Origin of the sequence: Pseudomonas sp. 13B_2.1_Bac1, assembly GCF_025466155.1 — a bacterium.
Lineage (GTDB): Bacteria > Pseudomonadota > Gammaproteobacteria > Pseudomonadales > Pseudomonadaceae > Aquipseudomonas > Aquipseudomonas aylmerensis.
Window position 1 is genome coordinate 114,353 of the sequence record NZ_JANLOH010000018.1, and the last position, 24,155, is coordinate 138,507.

Below are 24,155 nucleotides of genomic sequence, written 5' to 3' on the forward strand. Positions count from 1 at the left end.
CTTCACCCGTGCATTGCTGATGATTTCAAGCGCACGCCTACAGTATCCGGTACAACAGCCGCTCGATCCGCACGCGGCTGACCCGGCGCAAAAACTTGCCAACCGCTTCCGGATAATCCACCAGTGTCTGCAGATCCTGATAACGCTCGATCCGCGTGGTGTGCTGGAAAATCTGCGCCAGCTCGGTCCGCCGTGGGCCGAGCCACTGGCCTTGCGGGTCGTCGAGCAGCAAGGCGTTTTCCAGGTCGAGACGGAAGGCCCGTGGGTTGAGGTTGTTGCCGGTGAGCAAGGTGTAGCGCTGGTCGATCCACATGCCCTTGAGGTGGTAGGTGTTATCGCCGTCTCGCCACAGGTGCAGGTTCAATTGGCCGCTGTCGATCATCGGCTGATGGCGCTTGGCGAAACGGCGCAGGCTGATTTCATACAGGTAAGGCAGGGCCGAGATCACCTTGAACGGCTCGCTCGGCGGAATGTAGAAATCGTTGGCGGTCTTGTCGCCCACGATAATGTCGACCTTGACCCCGCGCGCCAGCGCACGGTTGATTTCCCGGGTGACCGGCAAAGGCAGGTTGAAGTACGGCGTGCAGATAGTCAGTTGATGCTGGGCGCTGGCGATCAGTTCGAGAATCACCCGGTTCAGTGAGTTGTTCTTGCCCACGCCCAACAGCGGGCTGACGGACAGGTGGCCATTGGGCAATTGCCCCGCCGTGGTGTCATAGGCCGCGTGTTTGAGGCGGCTGCGCAGGTCGCCGATGTCGTTGCGCAGGCTGCGCGTCGTCGGCGGGTTCGGCAGGTCCAGGCGATGCACGGCCTTGGACGCCACCAAGCCATGCTCCACCAGATGTTGCATCGAGTCGGCCAGCGGCTGGCTGTGGATCAGGTGGTAGCGGTCGAAGCGGTACTTGTCGAACTTGTGCAGGTACACGTTATTGAGGCTGGCGCCGCTGTACAGCACGCTGTCGTCGATCACAAAGCCCTTGAGGTGCAACACACCGAACAGTTCGCGGGTTTGCACCGGCACGCCGTACACCGGTACTTCGCTGCTGTGGCTTTGGGTCATGGCCTGGTACCAGGCGCTGTTGCCCGGTTGTTTGCCGGCGCCGATCAGCCCACGCTGCGCGCGCAGCCAGTCAACCACCACCACGATGTCCAATTCCGGCCGCGCCGCCTTGGCGGCGTGCAGGGCGTCGTAGATTTCCTGCCCCGCTTCGTCCTGCTGCAAATACAGCGCGACGATGTAGATACGCCGAGTGGCCCGGGGGATCTGTTCCAGCAGGCAGCGGCGGAATGCATCCGCGCCGGACAGCACGTCGATAGCGTCGGGAGAGAGGGGGAAACCGCGCAGTTTGGGCAACAGGGAGCGTTTGAAGAACGACGGCATAAGGCTCGCAATGGGTCGAATCCGAAGAGGCCCCGAGCTTACACCATGGGGGTGCTCAGGTCTCGTCGTCGCCGATGGAAAAAATTTAATTGACCAAGAAGAACGATCGTTCTACTGTCCGTCACATGAACGACTTACTGCGCAATGATACCCGCGACATTATCCTCGACGTCACCGAGAAGTTGATCTATCGCCATGGCATCGCCGCCACGGGCATGGACTTGCTGGTGAAAACCGCCGGGGTCTCGCGCAAAAGTATTTACCGTTACTTCGCCAATAAAGATGAACTGGTCATCGCCGCCCTGCACCGCCGCGATGAGCGTTGGATGCACTGGTTGCGCACTGAAGTGGATCGTACCGAGGGCAGCGGCGAACGCCTGCTGGCCGTGTTCAGCGCGCTTGAAACCTGGTTCGGCTCGGCGGACTTTCGCGGTTGCGCCTTTATCAATACCAGTGGCGAAACCGGCGACCCGCAAGACCCGGTCCGCCTGCTGGCCAAAGCGCACAAACAGAAACTGTTCGAGTACGTACTTGAACTGTGTGAAGCACATGGCACCCCCGACCCCGAACGGCAGGCCGCGCACTTGCTGATCCTGATCGATGGCGCCATTACCGTGGCATTGGTCATGGGCGATTCAACGGCTGCCGATAACGCGCGCTGCATGGCGCGAACGTTACTCGGGCTTTAATCCCCCAGGTCCGCCACTTTCGATCAATCCGTCCAAGGAGCTGCCCCATGTCTTCTGCCGCAGAATCACGCCCACCGTTGCCACCGTTCACCCATGCCTCGGCCATCGAAAAGGTGCGCCTGGCTGAAGACGGCTGGAACTCCCGGGACCCGCAACGCGTGTCGCTGGCCTACACGCCGGACACCCACTGGCGTAACCGCGCCGAGTTCGTGCACAACCGCGAGGAAGCCCAGGCTTTTCTCACACGCAAATGGTCCAAGGAGCTGGAGTATCGGCTGATCAAGGAACTGTGGGCCTTTACCGATAACCGCATCGCCGTGCGCTATGCCTATGAATGGCATGACGACTCGGGCAACTGGTTCCGTTCGTACGGCAATGAGAACTGGGAATTCGACGAAAACGGCCTGATGGCCAACCGCTTTGCCTGCATCAACGACCTGCCGATCAAGGCAAGCGAGCGCAAGTTCCACTGGCCGCTGGGCCGGCGCCCGGATGAGCATCCGGGGTTGTCGGAACTTGGGTTGTAGGCTCGACGCTGCCCACCTGTGGGAGCGGGCTTGCTCGCGAAGGCGATGGTTCAGCCAACACCTCTAGCGACTGACGCAGCGCTTTCGCGAGCAAGCCCGTTTCCACATTGGCATTTACAGTGTCCGTCAGTCCTGGTTCAGACCCACCCGATACAACACGCCGTTATCTTCATCCGTGAGCACATACAGGTAGCCATCCGGCCCCTGCCGCACGTCGCGAATCCGCGCCTTCAAGTCGCCGAGCAAACGCTCTTCGTGGACCACCTTGTCGCCGTCGAACTGCAGCCGGATCAACTCCTGGCTGACCAGTGCGCCAATAAACACGTTGTGCTGCCATGGCTTGAAGCGATCGGCATCATAGAACGCCATGCCGCTGATGCCCGGTGATATTTCCCAGACATGATGCGGCGGCACGGTGCCTTCCACGGTCTTGCCCTGGGCCTCGGGGATCGGTGTCAGCGAGTAATTGATGCCGTGGGTTGCCAGCGGCCAGCCGTAGTTCTTGCCGCGCTCGATGATATTGATTTCATCCCCGCCGCGCGGCCCGTGCTCGTTTTCCCAGATCGTGCCGCTCCACGGGTTGAGCGCCAGGCCCTGAGGATTGCGCTGGCCGTAGGACCAGATTTCAGGGCGTACCCCGGCTTGGCCGACAAAGGGGTTGTCATCCGGCACGCGGCCGTCCGGGTAGATGCGCACGACCTTGCCCTGCAGTTTGTCGAGGTCCTGGGCGGTCGGGCGATCGTTGTTTTCACCCAGGGTCACGAACAGGTAGCCATCACGGTCAAACGCCAGGCGCGAACCGAAATGGTTGCCGGTGGAGAGCTTCGGCTCCTGGCGCAGGATCACCTTGAAATCGGTCAAGCCGCTGAGGTCTGGCGCCAGGCGGCCACGGCCGACAGCAGTGCCGGCCTTACCGTCCTTGCCGCCGCCTTCAGCGTATGAAAGATAGACCAGTCGGTCCTGTTTGAAGTCCGGCGACAGCACCACATCGAGCAAGCCGCCCTGCCCCTTGGCCCACACCTGCGGCACGCCCGTCAAGGGTGCCGACAGCTTGCCGTCCGGGCTGACAAAGCGCAGGTGGCCTGGCCGCTCAGTGACCAGGAAGCCCTGCTTATCGGGCAGAAACGCCACGGCCCACGGATGGTCGAGGCCCTTGGCGATAGGGGTGGCGGTGATGCTGCCTTGTTCGCTGGGGAACTGCTGGGCATCGGCCGCATACACGGCAGTCAGTGGCAGCAAAGTGGTTGCGCACAGCGCGGCTAACAGGGTTTTACGTACAAACATAAGCAGAGTCCTTACCGGCGATTGCCGTTGGCATCATAGGTGGGGGCTTTGGTTTCGGTGGCCGGACGGCTCGGCGCGGCGTTGCGCTGGGGATAGCGATTGCCGATGCCACCGTTTTCCAGGGTCGGGGTGCGCTGGGTCGGGCCGGTCTGGACACCCCGGGTCAACGGCGCAGTGGGCTGGGTGCCCTGCATGCTGTTGGGGTTGGCCCGGTGAATCGGGCTGTTATTGGAGTCGCTTGAGCCGGGCAGGCTTTGCGCCTGGGCCAACGGCAACAGTGCCAGGCCCAACGCCAGCACTGCGAGGTGACGCACACAGCTGTTCATGACAAAGCCTCTCTGGGGCGAGGGTTACGTGCTTTCGATAACACGCTACGCCTTGGGTTCGGCTTTCGACACTAAATACTTTCTCATCAGGTGTAACACGATCTGTCCGCGTATCTGGCGGGGGAAACTTTTCCCGCGACCTTCGAGTCACCAGAACACAGCCCCTGCTTAAGGAATCGTACGTATGCCACGCTCTATCTGGAAAGGTGCCATCAGCTTCGGCTTGGTACACATCCCGGTGTCACTGGTCTCGGCCACCTCCTCCCAAGGTGTGGATTTCGACTGGCTGGACAAGCGCAGCATGGACCCGGTCGGCTACAAGCGCATCAACAAGACCACGGGCAAGGAAGTCACCAAGGAGAATATCGTCAAAGGAGTGGCCTTCGAGAAAGGCCGCTATGTGGTGCTTAGTGAAGACGAGATCCGCTCGGCCCACCCCAAGTCGACCCAGACCATCGAAATCATCGCCTTCGTCGACAGCGACCAGATCCCCCTGCAGAACATCGATACGCCCTACTTCCTGGCCCCGGACAAACGCGGCGGCAAGGTCTACGCCCTGCTGCGCGAAACCCTGAAGAAAACCCGCAAGGTCGCCCTGGCCAACGTGGTGCTGCATACCAAGCAGCATCTGGCCGCGCTGATGCCCCTGGAGTCGGCGCTGGTCCTGGTGATGCTGCGCTGGCCCGCCGAAGTGCGCAGTCTGGATGAACTCGAACTCGGCAGCGACGTGACCAAGCCCAGCCTGGCCAAGGGCGAGCTGGACATGGCCAAGCGCCTGGTGGAAGACATGAGCGCCGATTGGCAGCCCGAGGAATACCGCGACAGCTTCCAGGAAAAAATCATGGCACTGGTGGCGAAGAAGGCCAAGGCCGGCAAGATCGAAGATGTGGAATCCCAGGAAGGCAGCGAGGAGCGCAAGTCTGCCGACGTGATCGACCTGACGGAATTGCTCAAGCGCAGCCTGGCTGGCAAACCGGCGGCGAAAAAGCCGGCCGCGAAAAAATCCACCAAAAAGGCTTCTTGAGCCTGCCGTACGCTGGAGCACGCCATGGCAAAGCCTTTGAGCGAATACAACCGCAAGCGCGACTTTGAAATCACCGCCGAACCGTCAGGCAGCACGCCGACCGGCAAACGCAAGGCCTCGGCGCTGAGCTTCGTGATCCAGAAACATGACGCGCGCAACCTGCACTATGACTTTCGCCTGGAGCTGGACGGTGTGCTGCTGAGCTGGGCGGTTCCCAAGGGTCCGAGCCTGGACCCGAGCCAGAAACGCCTGGCGGTGCACGTTGAAGATCACCCGCTAGGCTATGGCAGCTTCGAGGGCAGCATCCCCGCCGGCCAGTACGGGGCCGGCGATGTGATCGTATGGGATCGCGGCGTGTGGCAACCGCATGACGAGCCGCGCAAGGCCTACGCTGCCGGCAAGCTCAAATTCACTCTGGTCGGTGAAAAACTCTCGGGCGACTGGGCGCTGGTGCGTACGCGCCTCAAGGGCAGCGGCGACAAAGAACAATGGCTGCTGATCAAGGAAAAAGACCCCCAGGCGCGCCGCGCCGCCGAGTACGACATCGTTGCGGCCGAGCCTGACAGCGTCCTCAGCGACGCCTCCCTAGGCGCGCCCAAGCCAACCGCAAAACCCAAACCCAAGGCCAAGGCCAAGCCGAAGAAGGCTGCAACCGCCCTCCCCGAGCAATTTTCCCCGCAGCTGGCGACATTGGTCGACCGCGCCCCCGAAGGCGACTGGCTGTATGAAATCAAGTTCGACGGCTACCGCATGTTGGCGCGCATCCGCGATGGCGAGGTGCGCCTGTTCACACGCAACGGCCACGACTGGACCGAGCGCCTGCCGCGCCAGGCCAAGGCCTTGCAAGCACTCAAGCTCAAGGACAGCTGGCTTGACGGCGAAATGGTGAGCCTGAACGGCGACGGCCTGCCGGATTTCCAGGCGTTGCAGAACGCCTTTGATGTCGGCCGCAGCCTGGATATCGTCTACTACCTGTTCGACGCGCCGTTCCTCAACGGCGCGGACCAACGCGAGGCGCCGGTGGAGCAGCGCCGGGCCGCCCTCAAGGCTGCGTTGTCCGGCAGCCGCAGCAAACTGCTGCGTTTCTCCGAAGCGTTCGCCGCCAACCAACGCGATATTTTCGAGAGTGCCTGCGACCTGGCCCTGGAGGGCGTGATCTGCAAACGTGCGGGCAGCCCTTATAGCTCCAGCCGCAATGCCGACTGGATCAAGCTCAAGTGCCGGCTGCGCCAGGAGTTCGTGATCGTCGGCTACACCCGGCCCCAGGGTTCACGCAGCGGCTTTGGCGCCCTGCTGCTGGCCGTCAATGATGACAGCGGCCTGGTCTATGCCGGGCGGGTCGGCACCGGCTTTGACCAGGCCGCGTTGAAAGCCATCTACGCCCAGCTCACGCCGCTGGAACGCAAGACCTCCCCATTGGAAAAACCCCTGACCAGTGCCCAGGCGCGTGGCGTGCACTGGGTGGAGCCGACACTGGTCGGCGAGGTGCAATTTGCCGAGTGGACCCGCGAAGGCGTGGTGCGCCAGGCTGCGTTTGTCGGGATGCGCAGCGACAAGCCCGCCGCACAGATCATCCATGAGCAGCCGCGCACGGCCAAATCGCTGAAAGCCCCCAAGGCCTCCAGTGCGAAAAAAACCAGCGACGGAGTGAACATTTCGCACCCCGAGCGGATCATCGACACCCAAAGCGGTACGCAAAAGCAGCAACTGGCCGCGTTTTACCAGAGCATCAGCGAGTGGGTCCTGCCCTTCCTGCGCCACCGGCCCGTCTCATTGCTGAGGGCGCCGGAGGGCGTCGACGGCGAGCAGTTCTTCCAGAAGCACTCGGAGCGCCTGGCCATTCCCAACATCAAGCAGCTGGACCCGTCACTGGATCCGGGCCACGCCCGCCTGATGGAAATCGACAGCCCTCGCGCGCTGCTCGGCGCCGTGCAAATGGGTACTATCGAGCTGCATACCTGGGGCGCCACCACGGACAAGATCGAGACACCGGACCTGTTTGTGCTGGACCTCGACCCGGACCCCGCACTGCCGTGGAAAACCATGCTGGAAGCGGCGCAGCTGACCCTTTCGGTGCTTGACGCACTGGGCCTGGAGGCCTTCGTCAAGACCAGTGGCGGCAAGGGCTTGCACCTGATCGTCCCGCTGGCGCGACGCGATGGCTGGGGCACGGTGAAAGCCTTCGCCAAGGCTGTCGCGCAGTTCATGACCGCACAACTGCCCGAGCGTTTCACCGCCACCTCCGGGCCAAAGAACCGTGTCGGCAAAATCTTTATCGATTACCTGCGCAACGCGCGAGGCGCCAGTACGGTGGCGGCCTATTCCGTGCGGGCACGCCCGGGCCTGCCGGTATCGGTACCGGTGAGTCGCGAGGAGTTGAAGGGGTTGCGCGGTGCGCAGCAATGGACGGTGGCCAACCTGCAGGAACGCTTGAATAGCCTGAAGAGTGACCCGTGGGCGGGCTATGCCAATCGGCAAAAGATCACCCGCAAGATGTGGGACAAGCTGGGCGCGACACCACCGGAGTGAGTCGTGCCCTTGCCCGGTGTCAGATCAGCACGAAGAGCAACGCCAATGCAGCGAAGATCGCCCACTTTTCCAGGTAGTAGCGCGTACGGTTGCGCTTTTTCAGTTCCTTGCCGCGCAGGCGGATCTTGTACAGGCGCGTAAACGCACGGTTCAGCCCGCCGGTCTTGTCCCCATCGTCGTTAGGCGAGCCGGCGGCGGCCATCACGTTGCGGCTGAACCAGCGATTGAAGGCGGCGGCCCAGCGGTACTTCATTGGCCGCTCGATGTCGCAGAACAGGATGATGCGGTTCTGCTGCGTGGTGTTTTCGGCGTAGTGAATGTAGGTCTCGTCAAACATCACCGGCTCGCCATCGCGCCAGTAGTAATTCTCACCATCCACATTAATGTAGCAGCCAGGATCGTTCGGCGTCTCCAGGCCCAGGTGATAGCGGTACGAGCCGGCATACGGGTCACGGTGACGTACCAGTTTCGAGCCGGGTGGCAGCTCGGCGAACATGGCCGCCTTGATCGAGCCGATGCTCTGCACCAGTTCGGTGGTGCGCGGACACAGCTTCATCGCCGACGGGTGGCTGTCGCCATACCACTTCAGGTAGAAACGCTTCCAGCCAGACTTGAAAAACGAGTTGAAGCCGACGTCGTTGTATTGGTCGGAACGCTTGATTTCGCCGGCCCGCATCAGATTCTGGCCCTCCTGGCGGATTTCCTCCCAGTGTTCCTGCAACGGGCTCAGGTCGGGAAAATCACTCGGCGACAGGTACGGTCGGCTGGGCAGCTTGGAGAAGAGGTAGAGAAAGCAGTTGATCGGTGCAAGGAAGGTCGAGTGATCGCTGAGCTGACGGCCCAGCTTGTGCCGCACTCGACCGCGCAGGTGTACATACGCGATGGAGGCAACGTAGAGAACAACAATGATGAGTTTCAAGGGATTTCGTCACAAGTCAGAAGAGAACAGGCTGCTCCTGCGCGCCCACAACGGCCGAGGATGGATAGCAGCACCTGAAATCACAATTCACACAATCGGCATCAACCCTGGTTGACAACCGGGTTCGTGGCATTGGCAGTTATTTAGCCACAGGTTGTAACCAAAAGTTAACTAAGAATTGTGAAAAGCTGTCTTGTGAATGTGATGGGCGACGACCTCGGCGGGCAGGCTTTACAGCGCGCCCGCGAGGCGTCTGGCCCGCGCTAGCGCAGCGGGAGACGGCGATCGGCGGTCACCGAAAAAGGCCCGTTTTCACGTCGTACCTGCGCGAAGTGGGTAATCAATGCCAGCAATATACCCAGCAGCAGCCCGGCCACAACGCTAAGGGCGATAATCAACGCGTCCTTGGGTTTTATCGGGTTCACCGGTTCCTGGGCCTGGCGGTCCACCGTCACCAGTTGTAACGCTAATTGCCTGTCGGGAAAGGAAAAATCACAAGTAATTCTCAAAAATAAGAAAATTCCTACACGCTGTTAAGCTTCTGGTACGCAAACCTGCCACATTGTCCGTAACGACCAGCGATTGGCCCTTCAGCAAAAAGGAATTTGTATGTCATCCATTTCAGACCCGGATTTTCTAGCCCTGCAAGGTGCCTGGGAGCAGACCTCACTCGAAGACAACGGCGTGCTCAATCCCCCCGACGCCCACACCGCTCCAGGCGCAATCACCACGATTACCGGCGAGCACTTCGAAGTGAAGACCGTCAGTGGCGAGGTGTTGCTGGCTGGACGGTTTTCCCTGGACAGCACCACGGTTCCCAAGAGCATTACCTGGGTGGACTCCATGGGAGAGGATGCCGGCAAGCAATTGCCCGCCAGTTATCGCCTCGAAGGGGATGAGTTTGTGTTTATTGCCGCAGATGAAAGTATGCCCAGGCCCCTCTCGTTCAGTACTGGCCCAGGTCAAACCATGCGCACTTTCGTACGCCGTACGTGACCCCGGCTCATCCGAACTTGCGACAGCATTTTCACAAAGCCTTCACTTGAGGGTCTATAGGGTGAAGCCTACCTACTCCAGTGAATCCCTTAGCCCGCCTCTCCTCGCGGGCTTTTTTTGGCCGGTCGGAAAGCCCCGACTCAGGGCGCACGCTTGGTCGCGGCGAGGGTAAAACACAGGGGTAATTGCGCAGGCTGGTGCTCGTACTGGTCGTAGAGTTCTTCGCGATTGGAGTGGCCGTATTCCTGCAGGTGGCTGATCTGCAGCTGCGCATCAATCGCGGCACTGACCACATCCCCCAGCGTATGCACATACCAATAGGAGGTCGGCCCGGCCACTTCGCCCTGCCCTTCATAGACAATCGACTCCTGCAGCACAAACGGCTCACGCTGGAAGTACGAATGGGCGGGCAGCAGCGGATTTTGCGCGCGGGGGTCGAACACCTCCAGGAACGGATGGGTTTCATACATCACCAGCGTGCCGCCGGGCTTCAACGTGTCGGCGACATGGCGCATGAACAGTGCCACATCCGGCATCCAACCCAGCACACCGATAGTCACCAGGGCAATATCAAATCGCCCGTGCAGGTGGTGCGGCAACTGGTGAATATCGCTTTCGATAAATTCCGGGCTGTGCGGAGAAACCGCAGCCAACTCGTGGGCCTGCTGCAAAAACGCCCGGGATTGGTCGACTCCCACCACCGAACGCGCGCCGAGGCCGAACAGTGAGAGGCTTTCGCGACCGTTGTTGCAGCACAGTTGCACCACGTCCTTGCCCGCGACGCCGATGTCGTGCAACAAGCCGGTGATGGTGGGGTCCAGGCAGGAAAAATCCGCAGCGCCGACCCGGCTGAGCAGCGCGTTCCAGGTGTCGGTGGTCCTGTGCAGGCCGGCGGATTGGTCCCAGGCATCCTTGTTAGAGGTGATCGCCTGCTGAGCTGAGGGCATGTCCATTGCGTCTCCAGATAATTGTTACAGCGAGGGACTGAAAATAAGCCAAGAGCCTGCGGATTAAAACCCCGGAAGACGTACGAAACTTAACGCAAACCTTGCAGGTCACTACGCCATGCAGTGTTCAGCCGTTGAACACCCTCTGCGAAGACCGCGCCATGGCCCAGCCCTCCGACCTGCGTAATACCCTATCCCTGGACGGCCTGAATTTCTTTCTAGCAGATGTGCGCGACGGCCTCGGTCCGTACCTGGCGATTTATCTGCTGGCGGTAAACAAGTGGGACCCGGCCAGCATCGGCGTGGTCATGACGCTGGCGGGGATTGCCGCGCTGATCACTCAAGGTCCGGCGGGCGCACTGATTGATCGCACGCGCAGTAAACGTGCGGTGATTGCACTGGCCGCGGTTCTGGTGACGGTCAGTTGCCTGCTGCTGCCATTTGTCAGTTCTTTCAGCCTGGTGGCCGTTACCCAGGCGGCCAGCGCCATTGCGGCCTCGGTCTTCGCGCCCGCCATCTCTGCCATCTCTCTGGGAATCACCGGGCCGCGCGCCTTTACTCGCCGCACCGGGCGCAACGAGACCTTCAATCATGCCGGCAATGCCGTGGCCGCGTTGCTGGCCGGGGGCCTGGCGTATCTGTTTGGTCCGGTGGTGGTGTTTTACCTGATGGGGTTTATGGCGGCAGCCAGTATCGTTGCGGTCAGTTGCGTCTCGGCCAAGGCGATCGACCATGAGGTCGCCCGTGGTTTCGACCCGGCCCACACCAATGACCACGAACAACCGTCCGGCATTAGCGTGTTGTTGGCAAACCGCCCCCTGCTGGTGTTTGCCATTTGCTGTGCGCTGTTTCACCTGGCCAATGCCGCCATGCTGCCGTTGGTCAGCCAGAAGCTGGCGCAAATCAACCTGCAGATGGCCACGCCACTGACGTCGGCCTGCATCGTCGCGGCGCAATTGGTGATGGTGCCGATGGCCTGGCTGGTGGGCCTCAAGGCCGATGTGTGGGGGCGCAAGCCGCTGCTGCTCGCCGGTTTCCTGATTCTGCCCTTGCGCGCAATGCTCTATACGCTGTCCAACGACCCCTACTGGCTGGTGGCGGTGCAAATGCTCGATGGCATCGGCGCGGGCATCTTCGGCGCGCTGTTCCCGGTGATCGTCAAGGACCTGACCCAGGGTACCGGACGCTTCAACGTCAGCCTGGGCGCGCTGTCGACTGTTTTTGGCCTGGGCGCGGCATTGAGCAGCAGCCTGGCCGGCCTGGTGGTGCAACAGGCTGGCTACAACGCGGCGTTCCTGACCCTCGCGGGCGTGGCTGCGGTGGCCTTGGCGCTGGTCTGGCTGGCGATGCCGGAGACCTTGGTGAAAGCATCTTTCGCCTGCCATACAACTGTCGCCTGACATATGCGACAATGCGCGCCAAATTCCAACACACATCCCCCATTTTTTGCTCAGCGACCGGGTTTCGCGCCTTGATGTCGCTGTTGATGCATGCCTGAAGGCTCCTGCCGCCACGCCCGCAACCCATTGATAGGTAAAGTAATTGATCTCCACAGCTAACATCACCATGCAGTTCGGCGCCAAGCCGCTCTTCGAGAACGTTTCGGTCAAGTTCGGCGCCGGCAACCGGTATGGTCTGATCGGTGCCAACGGTTGCGGCAAGTCGACCTTCATGAAAATCCTCGGTGGCGACCTCGATCCGTCGGGCGGCCAGGTCATGCTGGAGCCGAATGTTCGCCTGGGTAAACTGCGCCAGGACCAGTTCGCCTACGAAGAATTCACCGTACTCGACACCGTGATCATGGGCCACGAGGAACTGTGGAAGGTCAAGGCCGAGCGCGACCGCATCTACTCGCTGCCGGAAATGAGCGAAGAAGACGGCATGGCCGTGGCCGAGCTGGAAACCGAGTTTGCCGAGATGGACGGCTACACCGCCGAATCCCGCGCCGGCGAACTGCTGCTGGGCCTGGGCATTCCCCTGGAACAGCATTTCGGCCCGATGAGCGAAGTGTCGCCTGGCTGGAAACTGCGCGTGCTGCTGGCCCAGGCGCTGTTCTCCGATCCTGAAGTGCTGTTGCTCGACGAACCGACCAACCACCTGGACATCAACACCATCCGCTGGCTGGAAAACATCCTGACCCAGCGCTCCAGCCTGATGATCATCATCTCTCACGACCGTCACTTCCTGAACAGCGTGTGCACCCACATGGCTGACCTGGACTACGGCGAGTTGCGCCTGTTCCCGGGCAACTACGACGAGTACATGACCGTGGCGACCCAGTCCCGCGAGCAACTGCTGTCGGACAACGCCAAGAAGAAAGCACAGATCTCCGAACTGCAATCGTTCGTCAGCCGCTTCTCGGCCAACGCCTCGAAAGCCAAGCAGGCCACCTCGCGTGCCAAGGCGATCGACAAGATCCAGCTGGCCGAGGTCAAGCCTTCGAGCCGCGTGAGCCCGTTCATCCGTTTCGAGCAGAACAAAAAGCTGCACCGCCAGGCGGTCATCGTCGAGCGTATGGCCAAGGGTTTCGACGGCAAGCCGCTGTTCAAGGATTTCAGCTTCCAGGTTGAAGCCGGCGAGCGCGTGGCAATCATCGGCCCGAACGGTATCGGCAAAACCACCCTGCTGCGCACCCTGGTCAACGAACTGACCCCGGATGCCGGTAGCATCAAGTGGACCGACGCCGCGGAACTGGGCTATTACGCCCAGGACCACGCGCATGACTTCGAAGACGACGTCACCCTGTTCGACTGGATGGGCCAGTGGACGCAAGGCGAGCAGATGATCCGTGGCACCTTGGGTCGCATGCTGTTCTCCAACGACGAGATCCAGAAGTCGGTCAAGGTGATTTCCGGTGGTGAGCAAGGCCGCATGCTGTTCGGCAAGCTGATCCTGCAAAAGCCGAACGTGCTGATCATGGACGAACCGACCAACCACTTGGACATGGAATCCATCGAAGCGCTGAACCTGGCGCTGGAGAACTACCCGGGCACGCTGATCTTCGTCAGCCACGACCGCGAGTTCGTATCGTCCCTGGCCACCCGCATCATCGAGTTGAGCGCCACCGGCGTGATCGACTTCAGCGGCACCTACGACGACTACCTGCGCAGCCAAGGCGTGGTGTTCTAAATCGCGTCGCTGTGGCTGTGGTGAGCAGGCTTACTGTGATTAGCAGGCGTGTTGTGGCTGACAGGCCTATTGTGGCTGGCAAGCTCATTGTGGCTGACAGATTTAAGGTGGCTGACTGACTTATTGTGGTGAGCAGGCTTGCCCTGCGTTGGGCTGCGAAGCAGCCCTAAATTCAAACACCGCGCTCTGTCTGGAAGAACGCGGTGTTTTTTATAGGGGCTGCTTCGCAGCCCAACGCAGGGCAAGCCTGCTCGCCACAATAAGCTTGCTGACCTCAAATAAACTTGCTCACCTCAAATAAACTTGCTGACCTCAAATAAGTTTGCTGACCTCAAATAAACTTGCTCACCTCAAATAAGCCTGCTGACCTCAAATAAGCTTGCTCACCACAAATAGGCCTGCACACTGCAATAAGCCTGCACACTACCAATAAGCTGACTCACCAAAATCAAAGCCCCACTCCACTTCAAACAAAGTAGTTAGCCTGCTTCCTTTTCCCCCTGCCCCTTGCCATCATGCCCTCACCGCCCGCCCGCGAATGAGTGACCATGTCTGACGCCGCCCCCAGCTCCCTGTCGATCACCCTGCAGATCGTCTCCATCGTCTTCTACACCTTCATCGCGTTCATCTGCATCGGCCTGCCGATTGCGGTCATTCCTGGCTATGTGCACGAGCAATTGGGGTTCAGCGCAGTAGTGGCCGGCGTAACCATTGGCTCGCAGTACCTGGCCACCCTGCTCAGCCGCCCCATGGCCGGACGCATGTCCGACAACGTCGGCACCAAGCGCGCGATCGTACTGGGCCTGGCGGGCATTCTGCTCAGTGGTGTGCTGACGTTTTTCGCCACGCTGGCAGAAAGCCTGCCCAACTTGAGCCTGGCCATTCTGATTGCCGCCCGGCTGCTGCTGGGTGTGGCCCAGGGCCTGATCGGCGTGGGCACCATCAGTTGGTGCATGGGCGCGGTGGGCGCCGAACACACCGCGCGTTCGATTTCCTGGAACGGTATTGCGTCCTACGGCGCCATCGCCATCGGCGCACCGCTGGGGGTGGTGATGGTCGCCGACTATGGCTACAGCAGCCTGGGCATCGCCCTGACGGTACTGGCGGCGTTGGGCCTGGTGCTGATCCGCAACAAGCCCTCGGTGCCGGTGGTGCGTGGCGAGCGCCTGCCGTTCTGGGCCGTGTTCGGGCGCATCGCACCGTTTGGTGCGAGCCTGTGCCTGGCGTCGATCGGCTACGGCACGCTGACCACGTTTATTACCCTGTATTACCTCAACCGCGGCTGGGCCGGCGCGGCGTACTGCCTCACAGTCTTTGGCGTGTGCTTTATCCTGTCGCGGCTGGTGTTCATCTCGGCGATCAGCCGCTTCGGCGGCTTTCGCGCGGCCATTGCCTGCATGACCATCGAGACCGTGGGCCTCACGCTGCTGTGGCTGGCACCCTCCACTGGCGTGGCCTTGATCGGTGCCGGGCTGACCGGTTTCGGTTTGTCGCTGGTGTACCCGGCGCTCGGCGTGGAAGCCATCAAGCAAGTGCCCAACAGCAGCCGGGGCGCGGGTTTGAGTGCCTATGCGGTGTTTTTCGACCTGGCTCTGGCGATTGCCGGGCCACTGATGGGCGCCGTGGCGCTGAACCTCGGCTACGGCTGGATTTTCTTCTGCGCAGCGCTGCTGTCGGTCACCGCCCTGGGCTTGACGGTGTCGCTCAAGCGTCGCGCTTACTGATCGGCAGTCTGCAACCCGGCGCGGGTGGATTGGCCGAGGGTGTGGCCGAAAAAGCGCCCGGCCTCGGAGATCAGGTCACGGTGGATGCCTTCGCGGTCGACGCCATCGGCATCGGTGCAGATTGCCGGCATCGCCGCCAATTGATCGCTGTCGCACGGCGCCATGAACACAAAATGCCCGGCCCCGGCCAGCAGCTTGAAGTCCGGCGGCTCCGGCAACTTGCGCGCCAGGGCCGCGGCGTTCTTGTCCACGGCTACCAGCTTGTCGCCGTCGCCGCTGTAGAGCAGCACCGGCACATGCACATCAGCCAACGTCTGGCGGCCGAACATCAAGCTCAGCGGCGCCATCAGCATCAAGGCATGGATACGCGGGTCGGATTGCGGTTGCAGGTCGTCACGGTCAACCACCAGTTCGCCTTTGGTGGTGCAGGCGTCGCGGTCTTCCGGGCGCTCCTGGCAATAACGGCGCAGGCGGTCGAAATCCGGCTTGGCCCCCGCCAGGATCAACGCGGTTTCACCCCCGGCCGAATAGCCGATGACCCCGACCTGATTGACGTTGACGAACGGCGACAGCATCGGGTCGCCCAGGGTGGCGGTGATGGCTTCGGAAATCTGGATCGGCCGGCCATACAGGTTGCTCACGGTGCCAAGGCGGCTGTGGTCCTTGTAGTTGTCACCCGGGTGCAGCACCGCCACCACTACAAAGCCTTTGCGCGCCAGCGAGGTGGCCAGGTCATGCAGGGCCAGCGGCGTGCCGGTGTTGCCATGGGACAGCATCAGCATCGGGAAACGCCCGATGGCGATCTTCGCATCTTCAGTGGCCGCGACATGGTAGGCGCCCAACTGCGTGGTGTGCTCAAGCCCGGTGGAGGGGTAGAAGGCGACGGCTTTCATCGGCTGCAGGTCGAGCGGGTCGAGAAACGTCATGCGGTGGAAGCCCACACTCCAGTGCGGGTGCGGCGCAGGCGCGGCATGCACTGAAATCAGGCCGCCCAGCATGAAAAGAACCATAACAGCACAAAGACGCATCATGAGGATGTCCACCTTTGCTGCATTAAAACCGGCATGTCTGATTGAAAAGTCCATGGTTCAAGGTACCCGCACCGGATGGTAAACCCATGTGTGCATAACCTGGGCCAAAGTAAAGACAGCGGGCAAACGAAAAAACTCCGTACTCCGGTCGTTTTCAGGCGGCCAGAATACAGAGTTTAGGCGCCCCGCTTCAGATTGAAACGGGGCAGAGGCGAAATTTACACAAGCCTTACGCGGCGGCGAACAACTGTTGGTTGATCTGTGCGTTGGCGTCGCTCAAGGACTTGCTGCGCACTTCGTCACCGTAGGCCAGGCCTTCGGCGCGTACGATTTCGATGTCAGTGATGCCAAGGAAGCCAAACAGCAATTTCAGGTAGCCTTCATGGGCGGCGCCCGACGCTTGGCCAGCATGCAGGCCGCCGGCGGTGGACACGATGATGACTTTCTTGTTGCCGCACAGGCCTTCCGGACCGGCTTCGGTGTAGCGGAAGGTCTGGCCGGCGACCGCGATACGGTCGATCCAGGCTTTCAACTGGGTTGGAATGGTGAAGTTGTACATCGGCGCACCGATCACCACGGCGTCGGCGGCGAGGAACTCGGCCAGCGACGAGGCGCTCAGTTCGGCTTCGTGCTTTTGCGCGGCGTCGCGCAGTTCGGCGGCGGTGCCCAGGGCGCCCAGGGTCGCGCCGGAGAAGTGGTTGATGCCTTCGCTGGCCAGGTCGCGGTAGGTCACTTCCACACTGGGCTCGGCCGCTTGCCAGGCCTTGACCACACCAGCGCTGAGCTGACGGGAAGCCGAGTTGTCGCCGAGGATGCTGGAATCGATATGCAACAGTTTCATGCGGGATCTCCAAGTGAGGATCGCGACAGGGCGATCAAGTGAGGTTGATCCTACAGGTGAAGCCAATGATCGATTAGAGGGTTGAAATGCGACTGTTCGTCTCGTCAGCGGGACAGTGCACTGCCTCAAGCCCGCTTCACACTCAATGGGACGACACGTAGATCGACGCCGACGCAGGCGCGGGCAGCGCATACGTCCGCTTCATCCACTGGATCTCCTCCTGCGGCGTGCGGCCGAAGAAGCGCTTGAACTCGCGACTGAACTGCGAGGCGCTTTCATAGCCGACCTGGGTGCTGGCCGTGGCCGCGGTGATATCGCTGCGCAGCATCAGCAGGCGCGCCTGGTGCAAGCGCGTGGACTTGAGGTACTGCATCGGCGAAGTGTCGGTGACGGTGCGAAAATGCGCGTGAAAACTCGGCACGCTCATCATCGCTTCCCTGGCCAGCGCCTCCACGTCCAGGTGCTGGTGATAACACCCATGGATCTTGCGAATCGCCCGCGCGACCTTGCCGAACTGACCCTGGCGATTCAGCGCAGCGCGCATCGAACCGCCCTGCTCCCCCGTGAGGATCCGGTAATAGATCTCGCGCACCAGCGCGGGCCCAAGGATATGCGCCTCCATCGGCACACTCATGGCCTCGAGAAAGCGCAGCAGCGACGCGCTGAGCGGCTCATCCATCGGCGAGGAATACATGCCCCTGGGCTGGGCTTCGTCCAGCGCCAGCATCAACTCCGCCGCCAGGGTGAAATCCAGGCGCAGGTATACCGCGAGCATTGGCGCTTGTTCAGTGGCCTCGGTTTCCATGGTGAACGGCACCGGCACTGACACCACCAGGTAGTGCTGGGCGTCGTACACGTAGATGTCCTCGCCGAGATAACCGCGCTTGCGCCCTTGGCACACGATCACGATGCCCGGATCGTAGAGCACCGGTACGCGGTGCAACGGGCGGTTGGAACGCAGGAAGCGCACGTCATCGAGTGCGGTCAGGTTATAGCCTTCGACAGGCGCCAGGCGGCCCATCAACTCGATGATTCTTTCGGTGCGGCCCATGCTGGCTGGCTCCAGTGCAAAAACACACGGTATCGCGCCAGACCGGCTGACGCTACGCCCTGATAGGAATAGGCAATCAGTACAGTGGATCGGTGCAAAAAAACCAGCGTTCAACTGCTGCTGGCCTTTTTTGGGGTGGATTTGCCTTACGCAGACGCGGATGATTCGTCCCATCGACAGGACAATAGGCCGACCATGCAAGACCTCAACGACCTCTACTATTTCGCCAAAGTCGTCGAAGCCGGTGGCTTTGCGGCCGCCGGGCGGCTGTTGGGGATTCCCAAGTCGCGCCTGTCCCGGCGCATTGCCGAGCTGGAAGAACGCCTCGGCGCGCGCCTGCTGCAGCGCACCACCCGCCAATTGACCCTGACCGCCGTCGGCGAGCGCTACCTGCGCCATTGCCAGGCCATGCTGCTGGAAGCGGAGATGGCCGATGAAGCCGTCGCCAGCATGTCCAGCGAACCGCGCGGGCGCTTGCGGGTGAGTTGCCCGGTGGGCATGGCCCAGCACATTCTGCCGGAACTGGTGGCCGGGTTTCTGGCCGCCCACCCGCTGGTCCAGCTGGAAATGACCCTGGTCAACCGCCGCGTCGACCTGGTCGCCGAAGGCATCGACGTGGCCCTGCGCGTGCGCGAACTCGGTGACGAGGACCCGCTGCTGGTGACCAAGCGCCTGCGCCAGGCCCAGACCGTGCTGGTCGCCAGCCCCGCCCTGATGCTCGGGCGCCAGGTCACTACCCTCGACGACCTCAAGCAGTTGCCGATACTCGGCGCGCTGGAGGCGGATCGCCTGGTACACCAGCGCATCCTCGACCCCCAGGGCAACCCGCACGAGCTGGCGATGGAAGCCCGGCTGGGCATCGACGACTTCATTGTGCGCAAAGCCAGCGCGATCATGGGCCTGGGCTTCACCGTGCTGCCGATGATGTACTGCGAAGAAGAACTGGCCAGCGGCCGCCTGGTGCAACTGCTGCCGCAATGGTCCCTGCCGGGTGGCTGGCTGCAGGCCGTGTACCCGCATCGACGCGGCGTGCTGCCGGCCATTCGCGCCTGGATCGATTACCTCGAGGAAGGGTTCAAAGGCTGTGGAGATCGCCTGCTATGAAGATGACCGAAGCTAGCGTCGCAGACTTCTGCCTGAGCCTGCCCGGCGCGCGGGAAGACTACAAATGGGGTGGCGTGCGGGTGTTCTCGATTGCCGGCAACAAGATGTTTGCCCTGCAGAACCTGCGCGGTGACTCGTTGGCGTTCAAGGTCGACAAGGAGCTGTTCCTTGGCCATGTCGACCGCCCGGGCATTCACCCGGCGCCGTACCTGGCGCGGGCACAGTGGATCATCATGAACACGCCCTACCCGCTGGGCGCCGAGGAACTGCGCGGCTTGTTGCAGCGCTCCCACCAGTTGGTGGTGAGCAAGCTGCCCAAGCGCACGCAGATCGGTTTGTTGCTAGAGGACTGAAACCAGCGTGCCGCCGAGGAACAACTGGTCGAGCCAGAACACCTGGTGCAGCAACACGATCACCCAGAACAGCACCTGGTACGACACCTTGCGGGTCTTGTGGCGAAACACCTGCTGCGCGATCAGCGCCCCCGGCCAGCCGCCCGCCAGTTCCACCGCGTGCAGGATGTTTTCCGGGGTGCGCCAGCGGTCGGTACGCGCCTTGCGCTTGTCGCTCCAGTAGAGGAAGAACGCGATCACGCTGACCACGCCATACGCCACCAGCGGGATCAGCGTTTCACCGCGCAGCCACACCAGTACCGAGCCCAACCCGGGCGCCGCGCACAGCAGCACGAAGATCAGCGCCTTCAGGCGCGGGTGCTGGATCATCATGCCTTGGCGGCCGCCCAGTCGATCCAGCCGAACTGCCAGGTCGCCAGGATCAGCAGGCCGAACGCAATGCGGTACCAGGCAAACGCCGCATAACTGTGGCTGGCGATGAACTTGAGCAGGCCCTTGACCGCGATCATCGCGAAGATGAACGAGGTGACAAAGCCGATGGCAAACACCGGCAGGTCAGCTGGCTGGAACAGGTCGCGGTACTTGTAGCCCGAATACACCGCCGCACCGACCATGGTCGGCATCGCCAGGAAGAACGAGAACTCGGTGGCGGTCTTGCGCGACAGGCCGAACAGCAACCCGCCGATGATGGTCGAGCCCGAGCGCGAGGTGCCCGGAATCATCGCCAGGCACTGCGCAAATCCAACCTTCAGCGCGTCTTTCCAGGTGATCTCGTCCACGCTTTCGGCGTGCACTTCATGCTGGCGCCGTTCGGCCCACAACATGATGACGCCGCCCACCACCAGGGCCGTGGCCACGGTGATCGGGTTGAACAGGTAGTGGTGGATCAAGTCGGCAAAGATCACCCCGAGCACCACCGCCGGCAGGAACGCGATCAACAGGTTGATCGTGAAGCGCTGGGCGTTGCGCTGGGTCGGCAGGCCGGTGACCACGTCGAGGATCTTGCGGCGAAACTCCCAGACCACCGCGAGGATCGCGCCGAGCTGGATGATGATGTTGAACGCCATGGCGCGTTCGCCGCCGAAGTCGAGCAGGTCGGCGACGATAATCTGGTGGCCGGTGCTGGAGATCGGCAAGAACTCCGTCAGCCCCTCCACCACGCCGAGAATCAATGCCTGTGCGGCGGTCCACAAATCCATACTTCCCCCAAAGGTCATGCTCAATCGCATGCCTGGTTTATCTTTTAATGTTCACTGACGGGCACACCCAAGGCCCGGCGTTGATTCTCAACGCCGGCCTGCAAAAATTCTGTGAAAAATCAGGCAGTACTCAGGTTTTGCGATTGCAGGCCGAAAGCCTATCAGACAAGGCGTAAAAGTCGATGCAGCACCCACAATTATAAAAAGCACGGAGTGACAGGACGATGAACAGTTTGCGCAATATGTCGATCAGTCGGCGCCTCTGGCTGATCCTGATAGTCGCCGTGCTGATGCTGTTTGCCCTGGGTTTATTGATGCTCAGACAGATTCATGACGACCTGTACCAGGCCAAACGCCAGCAGACCCAGCACGTGGTCCAGACCGCCAGCGGCATCCTGACGTTTTATCACAGCCTCGAAACCACCGGCGTGATGACCCGTGACGCTGCGCAGAAGCAGGCCTTGAGCGCGGTGCGCGGCTTGCGCTACGACCATGACGACTACTTCTGGATCAACGATCTCACCCCCGTGATGATCATGCACCCGGCCAACCCCAAGCTGGACGGCCAGAACCTCTCGGCCATCCGTGACCCCGATGGGTTTGCGGTGTTCAACGAATTCGTGATCCTGGCCAAGGCCAAGGGCGCCGGCATCGTCAACTACCGCTGGCCGAAACCCGGCGCCGAAGCGCCCGTGGCGAAAACCTCGTATATCCAGCTGTTCGAGCCGTGGGGCTGGATCATCGGCTCCGGCGTGTACGTGGATGATGTGCAGGCCGAGTTCAGCGGCCAGGTGTGGAAAGCCTCGGTGATCGGCCTGGGCATCGCGCTGGTCATGGCCCTGCTGGTCACGCTGATCGCCCGCAGCATCGTGCAGCCATTGCAGGCCGCGGTGAACGCCATGGGCAACATCGCCAGTGGCGAAAGCGACCTCACGCGCAGCCTCGACACCCACGGCGACGACGAAGTCACCCAACTGTCCCGGCACTTCAACAGCTTCACCGCCAAGCTGCGCCAGGTGGTCAGTCAGTTGCAGGTGTGCGCCAACGCGCTCGGCGAGTCGTCCAGGGAGCTGGGCACCAACGCCACTCAGGCCCATGCTCGCAGCCAGCAGCAGTCCCAGCAGATGGAACTGGTGGCCACCGCGATCAATGAGGTCACCTATGGCGTGCAGGACGTGGCCAAGAACGCCGAACACGCCGCCAGCGAAATGCGCGACGCCCAGGTCCAGGCCCAGCAAGGCCAGGTCAATATCGACGGCAGCCTGCAGCAGATCGACCACCTCTCCGGCACCATCCGCCAGGCCGTCGAAGTGATCCGCACCCTGTCCAGCGAAAGCACGCAGATTGGCGGCGTGCTGGAGGTGATCCGCTCGATCGCCGACCAGACCAACCTGCTCGCGCTGAACGCCGCGATTGAAGCGGCGCGCGCCGGTGAACAAGGCCGTGGCTTTGCGGTGGTAGCCGACGAAGTGCGCCTGCTGGCCCAGCGCACACAGAAGTCGACTGCCGAGATCCAACTGATGATCGAGCGTTTGCAGGGGCATTCGGAAGCGGCGGTCAAGGTCATCAGCGACAGCCACAGCGCATCGCAGCTGACCATCGAACAGGCCGGCCAGGCCGGCGCCAGCCTCAATGCCATCGGCCAGGCCCTGCGCAACCTCAACGGCCTGAATGCCTCGATTGCCAGCGCCACCCTGCAACAGGCGCACGTAGTCGAAGACATCAACCAGAACGTGACCCAGGCGGCTGGCTTGTCCCACAGCACGGCGCTGGCGGCGGAACAGTCGAGCGCTGCCAGCGTGCAGTTGCGCGGCTTGAGCGAACAACTCGACGGCCTGCTGCGCCAATTCAAAGTCTGACTGTAGGCGCCGGCTGGCCCGCCATGAGGCCCTTGGGATCCGTGCGAGACTCAAGGGCGCCATCGCCGGCAAGCCAGCTCCAACAATGGTTGATCTTTGGTTACAATCCCCGCCCTCTGCCATTCGCCCAAGGAACCACCATGTCCGCGCTTGAACTGTTCGCCGCTGCCCTGGGGGTGATTGCCGTGTGGCTGACGGTCAAGCAGAACCCTTGGTGCTGGCCGATCGGGCTGATCATGGTGTTGCTCTACACCTGGGTATTCTTCGACGTGAAACTGTATTCCGACATGCTCCTGCAAGTCGTCTACGCGGCCCTGCAGGTCTACGGCTGGTGGCAGTGGACCCGCGCCGGCGAGGTCAAGCGGGGGCGCCAGGTCACCAGCCTGGGCGTGCCGGCGATCATCGCCAGCCTCGCGGTGGGCGCGGTCGGCAGCCTGTTGCTCGGCGCCGCCATGGCCCATTGGACCGACGCCGCCCAACCCTGGCTGGACGCCGCCCTCACCGGCTTCAGCCTGGTGGCGCAAATGTGGATGGCGCAAAAACGCGTGCAGTGCTGGCCGCTGTGGATTGCCGTGGACGTGATCTTCGTCGGGCTGTTTCTCTACAAAGGCCTGTACCTCACCGCCGCGCTGTATGCGCTGTTCACCGTGATCGCCGTGCAGGGCTGGCGTGAATGGCGCGCCGATCCGGCGTTGCACGCATGAAAGTGGTCGTACTCGCCGGCCCCGAGTCCAGCGGCAAAAGCTGGCTGGCAGCGGAGTTGCAGGCGCACTTCGGCGGGCTGATGGTCGGTGAATACGTGCGCTATTTCATCGACCATCACCAGCGTGACACCACCCTTGCGGACATCCCCGCCATCGCCCGTGGCCAACTGGCCTGGGAAGATGCCGCCCGCGCCCAGCAGCCGCGCCTGCTGATTCTCGACACGCACCTGCTGACCAACAAGCTCTGGAGCCAGACGCTGTTCGGTGACTACCCGGCATGGCTCGACGATGAGTTGCTGGCGCGGCATTACGACCTGCACCTGCTGCTGTCTCCCGACGACGTCGAATGGACGGCGGACGGGCAACGCTGCCAACCGCAACTGGCCGATCGACAGGCGTTTTTCCAGGCCAGCCTCGACTGGATCGAGCAGCACCAGCAGCCCGCCCTGGTGATCGGCGGCAATTGGCAGGAACGCCGCGCCAAAGCCTTCGCCGCCGTGGCGCGAGTGTTGGAATAACGACCGACCATCGGGTCAAC

General features: G+C 61.9%; 24 protein-coding genes. 13 read left to right on the top strand and 11 right to left on the bottom strand.

Going from position 1 to position 24,155, the window contains the following annotated elements; translation table 11 throughout:
- Nucleotides 1–37 precede the first annotated feature (37 nt).
- The gene (pssA, locus tag NTD80_RS04560) at nucleotides 38–1,381 is read right to left on the bottom strand and encodes a CDP-diacylglycerol--serine O-phosphatidyltransferase (RefSeq protein ID WP_262132336.1); all 1,344 of its coding nucleotides are present in this window, start codon (nucleotides 1,379–1,381) and stop codon (nucleotides 38–40) included.
- Between the two features lie 125 nt (nucleotides 1,382–1,506).
- On the opposite strand from pssA, the gene NTD80_RS04565 reads away from it, so the two are divergent.
- Nucleotides 1,507–2,070 (top strand): TetR/AcrR family transcriptional regulator, encoded by a 564-nt coding sequence (locus NTD80_RS04565; RefSeq protein ID WP_262132338.1) that lies wholly within the window; start codon nucleotides 1,507–1,509, stop codon nucleotides 2,068–2,070.
- Nucleotides 2,071–2,117: 47 nt separating this feature from the next.
- A complete protein-coding gene (locus tag NTD80_RS04570; RefSeq protein WP_262132339.1) occupies nucleotides 2,118–2,597 on the top strand; it encodes a nuclear transport factor 2 family protein in 480 nt (159 codons plus the stop codon).
- Between the two features lie 126 nt (nucleotides 2,598–2,723).
- Here NTD80_RS04570 and NTD80_RS04575 read toward each other — a convergent pair whose 3' ends face one another.
- Both NTD80_RS04575 and NTD80_RS04580 read right to left on the bottom strand, forming a co-directional pair.
- Nucleotides 2,724–3,881 carry a PQQ-dependent sugar dehydrogenase gene (locus NTD80_RS04575; protein ID WP_262132340.1) on the bottom strand — a complete coding sequence of 386 codons (1,158 nt, stop codon included), beginning with the start codon at nucleotides 3,879–3,881 and terminating at the stop codon, nucleotides 2,724–2,726.
- 11 nt (nucleotides 3,882–3,892) lie between these two features.
- On the bottom strand, nucleotides 3,893–4,207 hold the full coding sequence (locus NTD80_RS04580) for a hypothetical protein (protein ID WP_262132342.1): 315 nt from the start codon (nucleotides 4,205–4,207) through the stop codon (nucleotides 3,893–3,895).
- A 184-nt stretch (nucleotides 4,208–4,391) separates the two neighbouring features.
- On the opposite strand from NTD80_RS04580, the gene NTD80_RS04585 reads away from it, so the two are divergent.
- Nucleotides 4,392–5,231 (top strand): Ku protein, encoded by an 840-nt coding sequence (locus NTD80_RS04585; protein WP_201144295.1) that lies wholly within the window; start codon nucleotides 4,392–4,394, stop codon nucleotides 5,229–5,231.
- Between the two features lie 24 nt (nucleotides 5,232–5,255).
- Nucleotides 5,256–7,760, top strand: coding sequence for a DNA ligase D (ligD, locus tag NTD80_RS04590; RefSeq protein ID WP_262132343.1), 2,505 nt, complete (start codon nucleotides 5,256–5,258; stop codon nucleotides 7,758–7,760).
- 19 nt (nucleotides 7,761–7,779) lie between these two features.
- Here ligD and lpxO read toward each other — a convergent pair whose 3' ends face one another.
- Both lpxO and NTD80_RS04600 read right to left on the bottom strand, forming a co-directional pair.
- Nucleotides 7,780–8,679, bottom strand: coding sequence for a lipid A hydroxylase LpxO (lpxO, locus tag NTD80_RS04595; RefSeq protein ID WP_262132344.1), 900 nt, complete (start codon nucleotides 8,677–8,679; stop codon nucleotides 7,780–7,782).
- A 263-nt stretch (nucleotides 8,680–8,942) separates the two neighbouring features.
- Entirely contained in the window at nucleotides 8,943–9,134 is a 192-nt protein-coding gene (locus tag NTD80_RS04600) for a GNVR domain-containing protein (protein ID WP_262132345.1), read from the bottom strand.
- Nucleotides 9,135–9,288: 154 nt separating this feature from the next.
- Here NTD80_RS04600 and NTD80_RS04605 point away from each other — a divergent pair, with 154 nt between their 5' ends.
- Nucleotides 9,289–9,675 (top strand): TIGR03067 domain-containing protein, encoded by a 387-nt coding sequence (locus tag NTD80_RS04605; protein WP_201144292.1) that lies wholly within the window; start codon nucleotides 9,289–9,291, stop codon nucleotides 9,673–9,675.
- 140 nt (nucleotides 9,676–9,815) lie between these two features.
- On the opposite strand, the gene NTD80_RS04610 is transcribed toward NTD80_RS04605, so the two are convergent.
- Nucleotides 9,816–10,628, bottom strand: a complete 813-nt coding sequence (locus tag NTD80_RS04610) for a class I SAM-dependent methyltransferase (protein WP_201144290.1) — start codon at nucleotides 10,626–10,628, stop codon at nucleotides 9,816–9,818.
- Between the two features lie 155 nt (nucleotides 10,629–10,783).
- Here NTD80_RS04610 and NTD80_RS04615 point away from each other — a divergent pair, with 155 nt between their 5' ends.
- The 3 genes from NTD80_RS04615 to NTD80_RS04625 all read left to right on the top strand — a co-directional run bounded on the left by NTD80_RS04615 (nucleotide 10,784) and on the right by NTD80_RS04625 (nucleotide 15,475).
- Complete coding sequence (locus NTD80_RS04615) at nucleotides 10,784–12,022, top strand: MFS transporter (RefSeq protein WP_262132347.1); 1,239 nt, start codon at nucleotides 10,784–10,786, stop codon at nucleotides 12,020–12,022.
- 142 nt (nucleotides 12,023–12,164) lie between these two features.
- Entirely contained in the window at nucleotides 12,165–13,751 is a 1,587-nt protein-coding gene (locus NTD80_RS04620) for an ABC-F family ATPase (protein ID WP_010210624.1), read from the top strand.
- Between the two features lie 548 nt (nucleotides 13,752–14,299).
- Nucleotides 14,300–15,475, top strand: a complete 1,176-nt coding sequence (locus NTD80_RS04625; RefSeq protein ID WP_120448501.1) for an MFS transporter — start codon at nucleotides 14,300–14,302, stop codon at nucleotides 15,473–15,475.
- Here NTD80_RS04625 and NTD80_RS04630 read toward each other — a convergent pair.
- From NTD80_RS04630 to NTD80_RS04640, 3 genes are all read right to left on the bottom strand, one after another.
- Nucleotides 15,469–16,506, bottom strand: a complete 1,038-nt coding sequence (locus tag NTD80_RS04630; RefSeq protein ID WP_262132348.1) for an alpha/beta hydrolase family protein — start codon at nucleotides 16,504–16,506, stop codon at nucleotides 15,469–15,471. The genes NTD80_RS04625 and NTD80_RS04630 overlap by 7 nt on opposite strands.
- A gap of 229 nt (nucleotides 16,507–16,735) precedes the next feature.
- The gene (locus tag NTD80_RS04635; protein ID WP_262132349.1) at nucleotides 16,736–17,347 is read right to left on the bottom strand and encodes an FMN-dependent NADH-azoreductase; all 612 of its coding nucleotides are present in this window, start codon (nucleotides 17,345–17,347) and stop codon (nucleotides 16,736–16,738) included.
- A gap of 142 nt (nucleotides 17,348–17,489) precedes the next feature.
- A complete protein-coding gene (locus NTD80_RS04640; RefSeq protein WP_262132350.1) occupies nucleotides 17,490–18,398 on the bottom strand; it encodes an AraC family transcriptional regulator in 909 nt (302 codons plus the stop codon).
- Between the two features lie 195 nt (nucleotides 18,399–18,593).
- Between NTD80_RS04640 and NTD80_RS04645 the strand changes: the two genes are divergently transcribed.
- Both NTD80_RS04645 and NTD80_RS04650 read left to right on the top strand, forming a co-directional pair.
- Nucleotides 18,594–19,502, top strand: a complete 909-nt coding sequence (locus tag NTD80_RS04645; RefSeq protein WP_065905142.1) for a LysR substrate-binding domain-containing protein — start codon at nucleotides 18,594–18,596, stop codon at nucleotides 19,500–19,502.
- Nucleotides 19,499–19,855, top strand: coding sequence for an MmcQ/YjbR family DNA-binding protein (locus NTD80_RS04650; RefSeq protein WP_262132351.1), 357 nt, complete (start codon nucleotides 19,499–19,501; stop codon nucleotides 19,853–19,855). The genes NTD80_RS04645 and NTD80_RS04650 overlap by 4 nt, the downstream gene beginning before the upstream one ends.
- On the opposite strand, the gene NTD80_RS04655 is transcribed toward NTD80_RS04650, so the two are convergent.
- Both NTD80_RS04655 and NTD80_RS04660 read right to left on the bottom strand, forming a co-directional pair.
- Nucleotides 19,844–20,227 (bottom strand): DUF1294 domain-containing protein, encoded by a 384-nt coding sequence (locus NTD80_RS04655; RefSeq protein ID WP_262132352.1) that lies wholly within the window; start codon nucleotides 20,225–20,227, stop codon nucleotides 19,844–19,846. The genes NTD80_RS04650 and NTD80_RS04655 overlap by 12 nt on opposite strands.
- On the bottom strand, nucleotides 20,224–21,054 hold the full coding sequence (locus NTD80_RS04660) for an undecaprenyl-diphosphate phosphatase (RefSeq protein WP_120448498.1): 831 nt from the start codon (nucleotides 21,052–21,054) through the stop codon (nucleotides 20,224–20,226). Before NTD80_RS04660 ends, NTD80_RS04655 begins: the two co-directional genes overlap by 4 nt.
- Nucleotides 21,055–21,278: 224 nt before the next feature.
- On the opposite strand from NTD80_RS04660, the gene NTD80_RS04665 reads away from it, so the two are divergent.
- From NTD80_RS04665 to NTD80_RS04675, 3 genes are all read left to right on the top strand, one after another.
- Nucleotides 21,279–22,913 (top strand): methyl-accepting chemotaxis protein, encoded by a 1,635-nt coding sequence (locus NTD80_RS04665; RefSeq protein ID WP_213551511.1) that lies wholly within the window; start codon nucleotides 21,279–21,281, stop codon nucleotides 22,911–22,913.
- Between the two features lie 140 nt (nucleotides 22,914–23,053).
- The gene (gene pnuC / locus NTD80_RS04670) at nucleotides 23,054–23,617 is read left to right on the top strand and encodes a nicotinamide riboside transporter PnuC (protein WP_262132353.1); all 564 of its coding nucleotides are present in this window, start codon (nucleotides 23,054–23,056) and stop codon (nucleotides 23,615–23,617) included.
- Nucleotides 23,614–24,135, top strand: coding sequence for an AAA family ATPase (locus NTD80_RS04675; protein ID WP_106804021.1), 522 nt, complete (start codon nucleotides 23,614–23,616; stop codon nucleotides 24,133–24,135). Before pnuC ends, NTD80_RS04675 begins: the two co-directional genes overlap by 4 nt.
- Nucleotides 24,136–24,155 lie beyond the last annotated feature (20 nt).